Source organism: Streptomyces sp. NPDC050147, from assembly GCF_040660195.1.
Lineage (GTDB): Bacteria > Actinomycetota > Actinomycetes > Streptomycetales > Streptomycetaceae > Streptomyces.
This window is the reverse complement of the sequence record NZ_JBFALJ010000018.1, coordinates 85,543-100,329: the sequence shown is the minus strand read 5'-3', so window position 1 is coordinate 100,329 and position 14,787 is coordinate 85,543. Positions and strand designations below refer to the sequence as shown.

General features: G+C 70.9%; 13 protein-coding genes. 7 read left to right on the top strand and 6 right to left on the bottom strand.

Going from position 1 to position 14,787, the window contains the following annotated elements; all coding sequences use genetic code 11:
• Window positions 1-54 precede the first annotated feature (54 nt).
• Complete coding sequence (locus AB0I94_RS26065; protein WP_363312075.1) at window positions 55-741, bottom strand: response regulator; 687 nt, start codon at window positions 739-741, stop codon at window positions 55-57.
• A 217-nt stretch (window positions 742-958) separates the two neighbouring features.
• Here AB0I94_RS26065 and AB0I94_RS26060 point away from each other — a divergent pair, with 217 nt between their 5' ends.
• The 4 genes from AB0I94_RS26060 to AB0I94_RS26045 are packed head-to-tail and all read left to right on the top strand — an operon-like array spanning window position 959 to window position 4,449.
• Entirely contained in the window at window positions 959-1,942 is a 984-nt protein-coding gene (locus AB0I94_RS26060) for a tripartite tricarboxylate transporter substrate binding protein (RefSeq protein WP_363312145.1), read from the top strand.
• On the top strand, window positions 1,939-2,487 hold the full coding sequence (locus AB0I94_RS26055) for a tripartite tricarboxylate transporter TctB family protein (protein ID WP_363312074.1): 549 nt from the start codon (window positions 1,939-1,941) through the stop codon (window positions 2,485-2,487). The genes AB0I94_RS26060 and AB0I94_RS26055 overlap by 4 nt, the downstream gene beginning before the upstream one ends.
• Window position 2,488: 1 nt before the next feature.
• Window positions 2,489-3,997: a tripartite tricarboxylate transporter permease gene (locus AB0I94_RS26050; protein ID WP_363312073.1), complete on the top strand. Its 1,509-nt coding sequence runs from the start codon at window positions 2,489-2,491 to the stop codon at window positions 3,995-3,997.
• Complete coding sequence (locus AB0I94_RS26045; RefSeq protein ID WP_363312072.1) at window positions 3,994-4,449, top strand: GNAT family N-acetyltransferase; 456 nt, start codon at window positions 3,994-3,996, stop codon at window positions 4,447-4,449. The genes AB0I94_RS26050 and AB0I94_RS26045 overlap by 4 nt, the downstream gene beginning before the upstream one ends.
• A 22-nt stretch (window positions 4,450-4,471) precedes the next feature.
• On the opposite strand, the gene AB0I94_RS26040 is transcribed toward AB0I94_RS26045, so the two are convergent.
• Window positions 4,472-4,618 (bottom strand): hypothetical protein, encoded by a 147-nt coding sequence (locus AB0I94_RS26040; protein ID WP_363312071.1) that lies wholly within the window; start codon window positions 4,616-4,618, stop codon window positions 4,472-4,474.
• A 108-nt stretch (window positions 4,619-4,726) separates the two neighbouring features.
• On the opposite strand from AB0I94_RS26040, the gene AB0I94_RS26035 reads away from it, so the two are divergent.
• Window positions 4,727-6,211, top strand: a complete 1,485-nt coding sequence (locus tag AB0I94_RS26035) for a trifunctional class I SAM-dependent methyltransferase/NUDIX hydrolase/VOC family protein (protein ID WP_363312070.1) — start codon at window positions 4,727-4,729, stop codon at window positions 6,209-6,211.
• A 33-nt stretch (window positions 6,212-6,244) separates the two neighbouring features.
• Here the strand turns inward: AB0I94_RS26035 and AB0I94_RS26030 are convergent, their stop codons facing one another.
• Window positions 6,245-6,757 carry a DUF402 domain-containing protein gene (locus AB0I94_RS26030; protein ID WP_363312069.1) on the bottom strand — a complete coding sequence of 171 codons (513 nt, stop codon included), beginning with the start codon at window positions 6,755-6,757 and terminating at the stop codon, window positions 6,245-6,247.
• The gene (locus AB0I94_RS26025) at window positions 6,738-7,667 is read right to left on the bottom strand and encodes a GNAT family N-acetyltransferase (RefSeq protein ID WP_363312068.1); all 930 of its coding nucleotides are present in this window, start codon (window positions 7,665-7,667) and stop codon (window positions 6,738-6,740) included. The genes AB0I94_RS26030 and AB0I94_RS26025 overlap by 20 nt, the downstream gene beginning before the upstream one ends.
• Before the next feature lie 70 nt (window positions 7,668-7,737).
• On the opposite strand from AB0I94_RS26025, the gene AB0I94_RS26020 reads away from it, so the two are divergent.
• Window positions 7,738-8,127: a GntR family transcriptional regulator gene (locus tag AB0I94_RS26020; protein ID WP_363312067.1), complete on the top strand. Its 390-nt coding sequence runs from the start codon at window positions 7,738-7,740 to the stop codon at window positions 8,125-8,127.
• A 32-nt stretch (window positions 8,128-8,159) separates the two neighbouring features.
• On the opposite strand, the gene AB0I94_RS26015 is transcribed toward AB0I94_RS26020, so the two are convergent.
• Complete coding sequence (locus tag AB0I94_RS26015; RefSeq protein ID WP_363312066.1) at window positions 8,160-9,254, bottom strand: DUF5925 domain-containing protein; 1,095 nt, start codon at window positions 9,252-9,254, stop codon at window positions 8,160-8,162.
• A 183-nt stretch (window positions 9,255-9,437) separates the two neighbouring features.
• On the opposite strand from AB0I94_RS26015, the gene AB0I94_RS26010 reads away from it, so the two are divergent.
• Window positions 9,438-10,862: a xylan 1,4-beta-xylosidase gene (locus tag AB0I94_RS26010; protein WP_363312065.1), complete on the top strand. Its 1,425-nt coding sequence runs from the start codon at window positions 9,438-9,440 to the stop codon at window positions 10,860-10,862.
• A 27-nt stretch (window positions 10,863-10,889) separates the two neighbouring features.
• On the opposite strand, the gene AB0I94_RS26005 is transcribed toward AB0I94_RS26010, so the two are convergent.
• Window positions 10,890-14,714 carry a lipopolysaccharide biosynthesis protein gene (locus AB0I94_RS26005; protein WP_363312064.1) on the bottom strand — a complete coding sequence of 1,275 codons (3,825 nt, stop codon included), beginning with the start codon at window positions 14,712-14,714 and terminating at the stop codon, window positions 10,890-10,892.
• Window positions 14,715-14,787 lie beyond the last annotated feature (73 nt).

Here is a 14,787-nt window from a genome sequence, read left to right as displayed (position 1 = left end):
AGGCTCCGCTCAGGTCATGCCCGAATTGCCCCGGGGAGCTCTCCGGGCCGAGCGCTAGCGGATCCACCGATACCGCCGCTCCGGCCGCCCCGTTCCCCCGTACCGAAGCGTCACCTCCGCCCGTCCCGTGTCCGCGAAGAACTCCAGATAGCGGCGGGCGCTGACCCGGGAGAGCGTGCCCTCCTGGGCGCACTCCGAGGCGGACAGGCCCTCGGGGTGGCCCCGCAGCGTCTGCTCCACCAGGTCCGCGGTGTGTGCCGCCAGGCCCTTCGGGAGTTCGCGGGAGCCGGGCGGGCGGGTGCCGAAGATCTGGTCGACGTCCTCCTGGCGCGCCTCGTCAAGGCCGTCCAGGCGCGCCCGTACCGCCGCCACGTGCAGCAACTGCTCCCGCAGTGCCGCCTGGTTGAACGGCTTGATCAGGTAGTGCAGCGCCCCGGCCCGCAGCGCCGCCCGCACGATCTCTGCGTCCCGCGCGGCCGTGATGAACAGCGCGTCCAGCGGCTGCCGGTCCCGGTCGCGCTCCTCGGAGGACCGCAACTCCCGTAGCACCGCGATGCCGTCCATGTCGGGCAGATAGACGTCGAGCAGGACGAGATCGGGGCGCAGCCGTTCCACCGCGGCCAGCGCCTCCGCACCGCTGTGCGCCACTCCCACCACCGAGAATCCGTCCACCGCGGACACATAACGGCTGTGCAGTTTGGCGACCATGAAGTCGTCGTCCACGACCAGCACCCTTGTCATCGCCGCAGGCTATGGGCGCGACCACAACGACCACAACGTCCGTTGATTCCGGAAGAGAGACAGCTTCTTAACGCGCAGGCAACATGTGGGCCACCTCACAGGTATCCCCGTCCCCGCGGACGGCGGCCGGGTTCCCTCCCCCCACGGGGAGCCCGGCCGCAGCAACTCCTCCGTACCGACCAGGTACCCGACTACGTACCGACAGGTGGTGGCACACGTGCGTCTGCGCACACCCCTTGCCCTGCTCGGGGCCGCGCTGCTCGTGCTCGCAGGGCCGCCGCTGCTCTCCACGGGCAGCGGCTCCGAGACCGGCACACAGATCCCCGGCCTGCGTTTCATGGTCCCCAACACCCCGGGCGGCGGCTACGACATCACCGCCCGCACCGCGGCGAAGAACGCCGAGGACGCCGGACTCACCCACAACATCGAGGTGTTCAACCTGCCCGGCGCCGGCGGCACCGTCGGCCTCAGCCGCCTCGTCGGCGAGCACGGCAACGGCAAGCTCGCGATGTCCATGGGCCTGGGAGTCGTGGGCGCCGCACGCTCCAACGACTCGGCCAAGACCCTCGCCGACACCACCCCGATCGCCCGCCTCACCGAGGAGCCGGACGTCGTCGTGGTCGCCAAGGACTCCCCGTACAAGGACATCAAGCAGCTCGTCGCGGCCTGGAAGAAGAACCCGGGCAAGCTCCCCGTGGGCGGCGGCTCGTCCCCCGGCGGCCCCGACCACCTCGCCCCGATGCTGATGGCGCGCGCCGCGGGCATCGACCCGAAGAAGGTCAACTACGTCCCCTTCGACGGCGGCGGCGAACTCCTCGCCTCGATCCTCGGCAGGAAGGTCGCCTTCGGCGTCTCGGGCGTCGGCGAGTACCTGGACCAGATCAAGTCGGGCGAGCTGCGCCTCCTCGCGGTCACCGGACCCGACCGCGTCGACGGCCTGGAGGGCCCCACCCTCAAGGAGTCCGGCTACGACGTGAACTTCACCAACTGGCGCGGCATCGTCGCCCCGCCCGGCCTCTCCGAAGCCGAACGCAAGAAACTCACCGTCCTGGTCAAGAAGCTCCACGACTCCCCTCAGTGGCGCAAGTCCCTCAAGACCAACGGCTGGGACGACGCCTTCCTCACCGGCGACAAGTTCGGCGACTTCCTGGCCGCCCAGGACAAGAGCGTGGTGTCCGTGCTGAAGGAGCTGGGACTGTGACGACGACCGCCGAAACCCCGTCGAGCCCGCCCGAAAAGAGCGGCGGCGGCCGCCGCACCTGGCTGCGCGAGCACTCCGAACTCGGCGTGTGCGTCATGCTGCTCGCCCTCGGCGTCCTCGTCCTCACCGACGCCCTCACCATGGACGTCGAGATCGGCCAGCGCGGACCGATCGGCCCCAGGACCGTCCCGATCGCCGTCGGCATCGGACTCCTCGTCGTCGCCGTCATCCTCGCGATCGACGTCCTGCGCGGCGGCCGCGGCGAAGCCGAGGGCGGCGAGGACATCGACCTGTCCGAACCCGCCGACTGGCGCACCGTGCTGCTGCTCGCCGGAGTCTTCCTCGGCGCCACCGTCCTCATCGAACCGCTCGGCTTCCCCATCGCGGGCGCCCTGCTCTTCTGGGGCGCCGCGTACGCACTCGGCAGCCGTCACCTGGACCGCGATCCGCTCATCGCGGCAGGGCTCTCCCTGTTCACGTACGTCGTCTTCAACAACCTGCTCGGGGTGCCGCTGCCCGGCGGACCGCTGATGGGAGTGCTGTGACATGAACGCCTTCAACTCCCTGATGGACGGCTTCGGCACGGCCCTCACCCCCATGAACCTGCTCTGGGCCGCCGTCGGCGTGCTCCTGGGCACCGCGATCGGCGTCCTGCCCGGCATCGGTCCCGCGATGGCGGTGGCGCTGCTGCTGCCCGTGACGTACGGCCTTGAGCCGACCGGCGCGTTCATCATGTTCGCGGGCATCTACTACGGAGCGATGTTCGGCGGCTCCACGACCTCGATCCTGCTGAACACCCCGGGGGAGAGCGCGGCGGTGGTGGCCGCCATGGAAGGCAACCCGATGGCCAAGGCGGGGCGCGGCGCACAGGCGCTCGCGGCCGCCGCCATCGGGCACTTCGCGGGCGGCATCATCGGCACGATCCTCCTGGTGGCCCTGGCGCCGACGGTCGCGGAGCTCGCGGTCGACATCGGGGCGCCCGACTACTTCGCCATCATGGTCCTCGCGTTCATCGCCGTGACGTCGGTGCTCGGTTCGTCCCGCGTACGAGGACTGGCGTCCCTCCTCATCGGCCTCACCCTCGGCCTGGTCGGCCTCGACCAGATGACCGGGCAGCAGCGCCTGACCTTCGGCTCGCTCCAACTCGCCGACGGAATCGACGTGGTGATCGTCGCGGTCGGTCTCTTCGCGATCGGTGAGGCACTGTGGGTCGCGGCCCATCTGCGGCGCACGAGCGGCGAGGCGATCCCGGTCGGCCGCCCCTGGCTGGGCAAGGCCGACGTGAAGCGCACCTGGAAGGCGTGGCTGCGCGGCCCGCTCATCGGCTTCCCGTTCGGTGCGATCCCCGCGGGCGGCGCGGAGATCCCCACCTTCCTCTCGTACGTCACCGAGAAGCGCCTGTCCAAGCACAAGGACGAGTGGGGCAAGGGCGCGATCGAGGGAGTGGCCGGCCCCGAGTCGGCGTCATCGGCGTCGGCGGCGGGCACCCTCGTCTCCATGCTGACGCTGGGCCTGCCCACGACGGCCGTGGCGGCAGTCATGCTCGCCGCCTTCCAGCAGTACGGAATCCAGCCGGGCCCGCTGCTCTTCGAACGCGAACCGGACCTGGTGTGGGGCCTGATCGCATCCCTCTTCGTGGGCATGGTCCTGCTCCTGGCCCTGAACCTGCCGCTGGCCCCCGTCTGGGCGAAGCTGCTGCGCATCCCGAGGCCCTACCTCTACGCGGGCATCCTCTTCTTCGCCGCGGTCGGCGCGTACGCGGTCGGCGGCGAGGCACTGGACCTGGTGATCCTGCTGATCATCGGCCTCATCGGCTTCGGCATGCGGCGCTACGGCCTGCCCGTCCTGCCCGCGGTCATCGGCGTCATCCTCGGCCCCAACGCCGAGCAGCAGCTGCGCCGCGCCCTGCAGATCAGCGACGGCAGCGTCAGGGGTCTGATCGACACGCCGTTCTCGATCACGGTGTACGCGATCATCGCGCTGATCGTGCTCTGGCCGCTCCTGAAGAAACTGCTGGTGCGGGGCAGGAGCAGTGACGTAGACGTAAAGGCATGACCCAGGACACGACCGACGACATCCGCCCCGCGACCGCCGCCGACGTCCCCGCCGTGAAAGCGGTGACGGACGCGGCGTACCACCCCTACATCGAGCGCATCGGCGTCGTGCCCGCCCCCATGGAGGCGGATCACGCGGCGGAGGTGGCGGCGGGGCGGGTGCATGTCACCGGGGACCCGGTGGTGGGCGTCCTGGTCCTCGTCCCGCACGAGGACCACCTGTTCCTGGACAGCATCGCGGTCCACCCCCGGGCGGCGGGCCAAGGGGTGGGCCGCCGCCTGCTCGCCTTCGTGGACGAGCGGGCGCGGTCCCTCGGGCTGCCGGAGGTCCGGCTCTACACGAACGCGATGATGTGGGAGAACCAACGGATCTACCCTCGATACGGCTACGAGATGGTGGAGCGCAGGGTGGACGGGCCGTACGACCGCTACCACTACCGGAAGAGGATCTAGCTCCTCCTTTCGCCCCGGGGTCTCACCCGTCCGGCCACCAGGTCCGCTGGATGTCCTTGCGAACCTCGGGGCGCTCACGAGGTCGCTCTCGCTCCTCGGACTCGTACTTCTCCCGGATCTGCCGATTGGTGGGCTTCCCGACGGTCTTGTGCACGGTCACACGGCGCATGGCTGCCTCCCTGTACTACCGATGTCCAAGGTGGGACGTCGGTAGACCTCTGCGGGGAGGGTTTCTCATCGAAGGTGGATTGTCAGTGGCGAGTGTCACCATCACCGGATGACGATCGACTGGGACGCCGAGGCAGCCACCTTCGATGACGAGCCCGACCACGGGCTGCGGGACGCGGTGGTGCGGGACGCGTGGGCGAAGCGCCTGCGGGACTGGTTGCCCGATGTCCCGGGCGACGTCCTCGACCTGGGCTGCGGCACCGGAAGCCTGGCCCTGCTCGCGGTGCGCGCAGGACATCGCGTCACGGCGGTGGACCTGGCTCCGAAGATGGTGGAACGGGCCCGCGAGAAGCTTTCGGGGCACGCCGCGCAGGTGCTGGTGGGCGACGCCGGCGCGCCCCCGGTGGAGGGGCGCCGCTTCGACGTGATCCTTGCCCGGCATGTGCTGTGGACGCTGCCGGACCCGGAGGCGACGCTGAGGCACTGGTGCGGGCTGTTGCGGCCGGGCGGGCGCCTGGTCCTGGTCGAAGGCGTGTGGGGCACGGCGAGCCCTGCCGGAATCCCCGCGGACCGACTGATCGATGCACTGACCCCGATGGCCACGCGTCTCCACTCCGAACGCCTGTCGGGAGACGAGCGGCTGTGGGGGAAGAAGGTGGAGGACGAGCGCTACGCGCTGGTGGCGGTCCTCCCCACGGCGCCCACGCCCGGCCGCCACAAGGAGGTGGTGGACGTGCACCTCATCCTCCGCCGCGGAGACGAGGTGCTGCTCGCCCGCCGCGCCCGCACCGGTTACGGCGACGGCCTGTTCAACCTCCCCTCGGGCCACGTCGAACCGGGCGAGGACGTCCGCGCGGCGGTGATCCGCGAGGCCCAGGAGGAAATCGGCCTGACCCTCGCCCTCGAAGACGTGAGCGCCGCCCTCGTCCTCCAGCACCGGGGACCGGGCGAGGAAGCCCGCATCGGCTGGTTCTTCGAAGCGACCTACGGCGCGGGCGGCGAGCCCTTCAACGCGGAGCCCGACAAGTGCGACGAACTGACCTGGCACGCGACGGCGACGCTGCCGGACGACATGGTGGCGTACTGCAGGGCGGCACTTGAGGCATGGCGGGCCGGGGAGCGGTTCGCCCTGCACTGGCAGGAGGACGGGGACGGGGTGCGGTTCGAGAAGGGTGCGGCTGACCGGGCGGTCGCCCTCGCGCCCGCGCGGGGCGCGCACCATGTGGAGCTCTGGGTGCCGGACTTCGCTGCCGCGGAGGCTTCCTGGGGCTGGCTGCTGGGGGAGTTGGGGCATGTCCGTGAGCAGCGGTGGGAGAACGGCGGCAGTTGGCGGCGGGGCGCGACGTACGTGGTCCTCGAACAGTCGCCGGACATGCGGGACGGCATACATGACCGGCGGCGGCCCGGCCTGAATCATCTGGCGTTTCCTGTGCGGAACGGGGCGGAACTCGACCGGCTGGTGGACCAGGCTCCCGGACACGGCTGGTCCTTGCTCTTTCCGGACCGGCATCCGTTCGCGGGAGGCGAGGAGCACCGCGCGGCGTATCTGGAGGACCGGGCCGGGTTCGAGGTGGAGCTGGTGGTCGGGGGCTGATGCGGCGGGTGGATCAGACACCGGGCAGGCCGTTCATGGGCGGGGCGGGGCCGGGGTGAGTGAGGCCTTGGTGCGGGCCAGCCGCTCCAGGTGGTCCAGGGCTGCCAGGGCCTTGGACGCCGCCTCGGGGTCGTGTTGAGCGAGGCCGCTCTCGGCGAACTCGTCCTCGTCCAGGCGGAGGACCGTCTCGCCGTCCGCCGAGCACCACAGGTCCAGGTCCAGGTCCTCCACCGTGAGGGTGGCGCCGTCCCGTACCGCGGGGCGCGTCACGTCGCAGTACCACCCCTTCAGGACGCCCGCGGACGTGCGGACCTCCTTCACGGCGTACCAGCGATCACGCCAGTAATGCTCCGTGAAGACGTCGCCCGGCTCGAAGCGTACGAAGCCGAAGTCCCGTACGCCGTCGGCCGACCACGGTGCGCGGACCGTCACCACCGTGCCGTCGTCCGTGATCACCTGTGCCGGGTAGCGGATCTTCGTGCGGCCCGCCTTCCTCAAGACGACCTCCACCTGGTCGCACGGCATCTCAGCCGAGGTCCCGGACATGGCGTACCTCCGTCGCGCAGATTTCGTAGCCGAACCACTTGTTGATCGCGAGCATCGGCTCGTTTCCGGCGTCGTTGCCGGTGAACGCCTCCGTGTATCCGGCGGCCCGCGCCCGGTGCAGGGAGTCGTTCTTGGTGAGCTTGGCGAGACCGCGCCCGCGGAACGCCCGTCCGGTGCCGGTCATGCCGCTCGCGTAGCGCGACGCGTCGTCCGTGCGCGCCAGGGTGAAGGAGGCAGGCGTGCCGTCCACCATCGCCACCGAGGTCAGCTCGCGGTTCACCAGAGGGTGGTTCCAGGTCTCGGCGAGCCAGTGCCCGTAGTCCGTCAACTCCGCGCCCACGTCGCTCGGTTCGTCGGCGACGGTCTGCGCGTCCAGCTCGAAGAGGGCACGCGGGTCATCCCCGAACGACGCCCCCGTACGCAACTCCACCCCGTCCGGCGGCTCGTGGCGCGGTGGCAGCGGGCCTCCTGCCAGGTCGAGGCGGAGGAAGTGGGCCGAGCGGCTCGCGCGGTAGCCGCGCGCGGCGGCGAAGGCGCGGTTCGCGGGCTCGTCGAGCACCCAGGAGAAGACCGTGGTGGCTCCCTCGTCCGCCAGACACTCCTGCGCCGTCCGCAGGATCAGCGAACCCGCGCCGAGCCCGCGCCGCTCGGGGAGTACGTAGACGTTGGCGAAGCCCTGGCCCGGTGCTGGGCTGTCGTGGGCGATGCCCACCTGCGCCGTGCCGATGATCTCCCCCTCGGCCTCGGCCACCAACTGGCGGTAACGCGCGTCGGGATGGGCGTGCTCCAGGTCGAACCGGACGGAATCGGCGGTGGCGAGCATGGCGGGTACGCAGGCGCGGCGCACGGCGGCGAACGCCTCGGCGTCCGGCGTGTTGCCGGCGCGCAGGGCGCGGACAAGGACGGTCATGGGGCCGCACGCTACGCGCGCGGAGCGTCGGGGTGCCTCTTATTTTCCTGGGGTGCGGGACAATCGCGGCGTGACTTTGAAGATCGAGATCGACGGTGGCGCGGCGGAGAGTGGCGTGCCGCCCTACGAGCAGGTGCGGACGCAGATCGCCGAGCAGGCGCGGGGCGGGACGCTGCCGGTGGGGTACAAGTTGCCGACCGTGCGGGGGCTCGCCCAGGACCTCGGGCTTGCCGCCAACACGGTGGCCAAGGCGTATCGGGCCCTTGAGGCGGACGGAGTGATCGAGACGCGGGGGCGGCACGGGACGTTCGTCGCCGCCGCGGGGGACGCGGCCGCTCGGGAGGCTTCGGCCGCGGCCCAGGCTTTTGCCGAGCGGGCTCGGCGGCTCGGCCTCTCCGAGGCGGGGGCGTTGTCCGCTGTGCGGGATGCCTTGCGGGCTGCTTATGGGGACTCGGGGTGAACGCCGCTTCCGGGCGGGGTGGCGGATCCGGGCTACAGATAGAGCCCCGCATCCGCCCCCTCCCGTGCATTGGGCACCGACGTAGGTGACGTCCCGCGCCGCAGCGCGTACAGCTCCGCCAGCGTCGCGCCCTCGCGAGGAACCCCCTCGTCCGTGCCGAGCCAGTCGATCGACTCGGCCCGGGTCAGGCTCCCGACCTCGATCCGGGCGAGGCACCGGCCGGGCCTGACCACCGCGGGGTGCAGCCGCTCCAGGTCCTCGTTGGTCGTGACGCCGACCAGGACGTTGCGGCCCTGCCCGAGCAGCCCGTCCGTCAGGTTCAGCAGCCGCGACAACGCCTGCCCGGCGGTGTGCTTGGCCTCCCCGCGGATCAGCTCGTCGCAGTCCTCCAGAAGCAGCAGCCGCCAGCGCCCCTTCGCCGTGCCGTCGTCCTCGCCGATCGCGATGTCCATCAGATAGCCGACGTCGCTGAACAGCCGCTCCGGGTCCAGGACGCAGTCCACCTGACACCAGTCCCGCCAGGAGCGCGCGAGCGTCCGCAGCGCCGACGTCTTGCCCGTACCCGGCGGACCGTGCAGCAGCAGAAGGCGGCCCGAGATGTCCTCGGGCACCGTCTTCATCAGGGAGTCCATGGCCTCGGCGACCGGTGCGGTGTAGTTCTCCCGCACCTCCTCCCACGTGCCGGCGGCGATCTGCCGCGTGGTGCGGTGCGGGCCGCGCCTGGGAGAGACGTACCAGAACCCCATGGTCACGTTGTCCGGCTGCGGCTCCGGTTCGTCCTGCGCGCCGGCCGTGGCCTGCTTCAGGACCTTCTCCGCGAGGTCGGCGCTCGTCGCCGTCACGGTGACGTCCGCGCCGCGGTTCCAGCGCGAGACCAGCAGCGTCCACCCGGCGCCCTCGGCCAGCGTCGCGCTGCGGTCGTCGTCGCGGGCCGCGCGCAGCACCGTCGCACCCGGCGGGAGCAGCGTGCAGCCGGACTTGACGCGGTCGATGTTGGAGCTGTGCGAGAAAGGCTGCTCGCCGGTGGCGAAGCGGCCGAGGAAAAGGGCGTCCACGACGTCCGACGGGGTGTCGCTGTCGTCGACGTTGAGCCGGATCGGCAGGGTGTCCTGAGGGTTCGCAGACATGCCGCCATGATCCGGCACGCATGTGCCCCTGTGCATCCTGGTTTACGTACTCCGCCGGTACGACGCCGCACTCCGGCGTACTCCCTCGGGTACGGAAAGGCTTGAAGGCGCCGCCGGAATGCCCCGAACCCATAGCAACGGAACCTGTGCCACCGCCAACCGGCGCCGTTACGATTGCCCCTGATGGGACGTCATGGGTGGAATTCGGGGGCACTGCGGTGGCGACTCGCCGCGCTGCTCGGCATTGGTCTGGCCGCACTGGCCCTGGTCCTGACCGTCATCACCACGCTTCCCGACGACGGCACGGGCACCGAGGGCACCACACGTGACGGCGACAAGGTGCACGGCACCCCCGCCGTCCCGCCCGGCGACGCGGAGCCGGCCGTCGGCTGGGGCTTCACCCACACCCAGTACAGCGCGGACGAGGGCGGCGCCGCGGCCACCCGGCGTGCCGAGGAGCTGCTCGTGGGCAAGCCGCGCCCGTTGCCGCAGATCCAGCACATCATGGGCTGGGGCGCGAGCAACCCCGAGCCGGTCGAGGGGCGCTACGACTTCGAGGCGATGGACCGGCGGATGGACTTCATCCGCGCCACCGACGGCACGCCGGTCATCACCCTGTGCTGCGCCCCGGACTGGATGAAGGGCGGCGAGCCCGGCGCGGACAACACCGACTGGAGCCAGCAGGCCCTGGAGACCGCCCCGGAGCGCGCCCACTACAAGGACTTCGCCAAGCTCGCGGGGACCGTCGCCAAACGCTATCCGGACGTCCGGCACTTCATCGTCTGGAACGAATTCAAGGGCTTTTGGAACACCGAAGAGGCCCGCTGGGACTACGAGGGCTACACCGAGCTCTACAACCTGGTCTACAAGGAGCTCAAGAAGGTCAACAAGGACATCATGGTCGGCGGTCCCTACCTGGTCATGGACAGCGTCGACCCGCGCCAGACCGAGGGTTCGTCGGCGAAGGTCAAGGGGCCTTGGGGCCGCCTGGACCAGCGTGTCCTGGACGCCTTCGACCACTGGAACAAGAACAAGTCGGGCGCGGACTTCGTCGTCGTGGACGGCTCCAGCTACACCGTGGACGACGAGATGCTCCCCGACGAGTTCAAGGCCACCGACAAGCTCACGGCGGTCGGCAAGTGGGTGCGGGAGCGCACCGGAGACCTGCCGCTGTGGTGGGCCGAGTACTACGTGGAACCGGGCGACAGCAAGGACAACCGCGACGACTGGTCCGAGCCGCACCGCGTCGCCGTCCAGGCCTCGGGGCTGATGGCGATGGCCCGCGGCGGCGCGAGCAGCGGTTTCTACTGGAACCCGCAGAAAAGGGGGGAGCGCTGCGCGGGCTGCCTGTGGCGCTCCACCGAACTCGAGGACGGCGGCACGGAGTTGCCGATGCTGAAGATGCTCTCCCGGTTCAGCGACGCGTTCCCGCCCGGCACGCAGTACGAGAAGGTCTCCGTCGCCGCCGACGACGTACCGAACGTACGTGTCCTCGCCGACGAGAAGACCGTGCTCGTCGTGAACACCCTCGACCGCTCGATCGACGCGAAGGTCGACGGCGAGCGGTTCGAGATGAAGGGGTACGAGGTGAAGTGGCTGAAGCGGTGAGCCGCTTCAGCCGTCCCCGGCCCCGTACTACGCCATCGTCAGGAACCGCTGGACCAGCGAGGCGAGCAGCACCGCGAGCAGCGGCAGCGAGAACCAGAAACTGCTCTGCAGCCAGCGCAGCTGCCGCACGCTCGGCTCCACCGCCACCCGCACGACCTCACGCGTGGCGAGCAGCAGGACCAGGGAGATCGCCGCGAGCGCGCCGATCACCGACCACGGGGTCCAGGTCACCTGCGGGCCGATCGGGCCCGGATCGGCCTTCTCGACCTTGCCGTTCGGCTGTTTGCGCAGCGTGTAGAGGGTCGCGTCGTCGTTCGTGAAGGCCTTCTTGAGCTCCTGACGGTTGTCGAGGTTCGCGATCAGCCGGGTGTCCCAGGTGCCGGAGTAACCCACGTCCATCTGGAGATAGACCGTCTGACTCTTGTTGATCATCAGGTACGAGTTGGGGCCCGCGTCCTTGAGCGCCTTCACCAGGCTGGAGACCAGCACCGGGTCGGGCGGCGCGAGGGTCGGGACGTACTGGACCTTCTCCATGTCCCGTGTGCCCCACGGCATCGCGGGCGTCACGTTGTTGACCGTGTCGTCGCTCATCCACAGCAGCCGCACCGTCGGGTCGTCGTGCTCGTACACGTACTCCATCGCGGCGACCTCGCCGGCCCGGGTCCGCTCGAAGGGTTCGTTGCCCCAGCGCGCCACCAGGAAGCCGCCCATCAGGACGAGACCCGCCATCAGCGCGGCCAGCGGCGCAAGACTCACCCGGTCGCGGTCCCGCTCCTTGGCGGTGATGCCCGCGCGCGGGAAGAACGCGAGCCCGGCCAGGAGCGCGGCACCGGGCAGCGCGAACATGAAGACCCGCAGGGCCATCTCGCCGCCGTACGACTGCATGCCGAAGCCCAGGAACGGGACGAACGTCAAGGCGAGCAGCGAGCGTTCCGTGTACTTGTGCTCGCGCCGCCGCCACCAGCCCCAGCAGGCGAACGCCATGACGCCGCCGGCCAGCGCGACGCGCGCGTACAGGACGAGTTGATGGGTCGAACTGCCGCCCTCGATCCGACCGGACACCGACGACGACACATTGCCGCCGACGCCGCCGATCCCGCCGAACAGCTCGTCGAAGTGCCCCGACCAGTACGGCTCCGCGAGGAAGCCCACCCAGACGGCGACGAGGACCGCGAAGAGGATCGGCAGGCCGCGCAGCTCCGAACGGCCCACCAGGACGAGCACGGCCAGGACGCCGAGCATCACGAACGGCGTGAGCTGGTGCGCCGGGACCGTCGCCGCGAACAGGGCGATCAGGACCAGCAGCAGCACCGCGCGCTGCCGCCGGTCGGCGGGTTCGACCTCCAGCTCGCCCGGCCGCCGCCTGGCCCACAGCACGTGGGGCGCGCGGAACCACACGAGGAGCACCGCGACGAACACCAGGTAGAGGAGGTACGTGAAGCCCTGCGGGGAGAAGTAGTCCTGGCCGACCCAGCCGCTCAGCGCGAAGATCCACAGACCGGCCCACTTGGCGCGCCAGGACGCCCGCATGGAGCGCACGAGCAGGAGCATCGGTGCCAGGTAGAGCAGTTGCATGGCCAGCGGCCACCAGCGGATCACCTCGGTCATGTCCGAGACGCCGCACGCCTTCGCCACGAAGGTGGCCGCCGCGAAGAACCCGGGCCAGCTCCAGCGCGCGTCCAGGTCGGGCACCGCGGACCCGGTCCTGTCGATGTACTCCATGAAGCCCAGGTGCTGCCAGGCCGTCGCGAACCGCGGCTCGTCCTCGATGACGGCGGGCAGCGCGTGCAGGCAGACCACGGTGGCGACCAGCGTCACCAGGAGCAGGGCCTTGTGCGGCCGCTCCATCCAGAGCAGCGAGGCGAAGGCGACGACGAGCAGCGCCGCCCCGAGCAGGGTCGCCGTGGGCAGCACCGAGATGAGCCCGAGCCCGCCCATCGTGTCCAGGTCGGCTTCGGTGAGGTCCAGGGCGGGCAGCCAGTAGAGGGCGAGCGCGAAGGCGAGGAACAGCGCCATGAAGACGGCGCGGCGGCGGGGGAGGGGGGCAGGCGCGCCGACGGGCTCGGGCGGTGCCTCGCGCGTCCGCACGGCCGTCGCCGGTTCTTCGGCGGGCGGCGTGACGGCGGAGGACACCGAGGAGCGCATCGGCGTGAGCCGCGCCGCCACGTCCTCGGCCTTTGCCGCCTCTTCCTCGACCTCGTCCCGCGGTTCAGGTGACTTCAGCGGTGATCTCAGCGCCCAGGTCGGCCGGTGCTCCATGTCGTCCCCCTCGTCCCCCGTGCCCGCGGGCTTCTTGGCCGCGGGCCTCCCCGCGGCGGCCCTTTTGACGGCGGGCATCCCGGCGGCAGGGGTCCCCGGCCCCGGCCGCATGTCGGGCCTGCGCTCCGGATGCTCGAAGTCGGGCTGCACGGCCAGCTGCAGCGTGTCCGAGTCGAGCGACTCGCGCAGTGCCCAGGCGGGCCCACGCCGCTCCCTCTTGCGCCCCGCCTCCTCGGCGGTGGGCGCCGGCGCGGACTCGGGCGTCCCCAGGTCCGCGAGATCGCCGTCCGGCGCCCCCGCGTCGTCCGGCGAGGACGGCGCGGCCCCCCGCGCCACCCGGTACAGCTTCGGCGCCGCGATCGCCACGAGCACCGTGAGGCTGCAGATCTCCGCGACGCCCGCCCCCGTCAGACCCATCCGCGGCAGCAGAAGCAGCGTCAGGCCGAGCACGAGGAAGCACAACAGGCCCTGCATCCAGGCGATTCCGGCCGTACGGCTCTGCGCGCGCTGCACCGCGAAGTACGTCTCCATGACGACCCGCAGCGCCGCGCCCACCGCGAACCAGCGCAGCAGCGGCGTCGCCGCGTCCGCGTACCCCTGGCCGAAGACCCGCAGGATGTAGGGCGCGCCGATGAAGAGCAGACCGCAGACCGGCAGCATGATGCGGGCCATGCGGCGCAGCGCGGCCCGGGTGTTCGCCGCGAGCCGCGCCGGGTCGTGCGCGCCCTCGACGGTCAGCGACGCGCCCATGTTGATGGCGAGCAGGTTGACCGTGCCGCCGATCGTGGTGGTGATGTAGAAGTACGCGTTGTCGACGGAGCTGACCTGCGAGGCGACGATCACCGGCACGAGATAGACCACGGCGAGCGAGAAGAGCGAGCCGGTGTAGTCGCCGGCCAGGAAGCGGCCCATCTCGCGCAGGGTCGGCGGCCGGGTCTTGTCCTGGGTCGCCTTCACATGCCGTGGCACGAGTCGCCGGAACACCAGCCAGCCGAGCGGGACGACCGACATGGCGATGGCGGCGACCCATGAGACGAACACGCCCGCCGTCGGGATCGCCGCGGCCACCGCGATCAGCAGCCCCAGCTTGACGATCGAGAAGATCGTGTTGCCGACCGGCACCCACAGCGCGCTGCGCAGCCCCGTAAGCACCCCGTCCTGGAGGGTGAGCAGGGACCAGGCGATGACCGCGGCGATGAAGCCGAGGCCGTTCAGCGGGCCGTGCAGGAACTGGTACGAGGGCCCCCACAGGTCGAGCGTGAACAGGAAGATCAGCGCGGCGAACGCGACGACCACCGAACTGCTCGCGTACGTACGGAAGATCAGCTTGCCCGTGGCGCGCCCCGCGATGGGGATGAAACGGGCCAGCGCCCCCGTCAGGGTGAGGGCGGTGAGTCCCGCGAGGAGCTTCATGGCGGCGATCGCCGCCGAGCCCTGGCCGACCGCCGACTCGGAGTAGTACCGAGCGGCGGCCAGCCAGAAGCCGACGCCGAGCACGCCGGAGATGCCGGTGTTCAGCATCAGCGCGTAGGCATTGCGGAACAGGGGACTCCCGCCGCCGGAGCCGCCCGAGCCGCCGCCGAGCAGGCGCATTCCGCGCCTCCTGCCCGACTTGCCGGACGGCGGCCGCTGTTCGGTGCCGGGGGTCCCAGAGACGTCTGCCTGG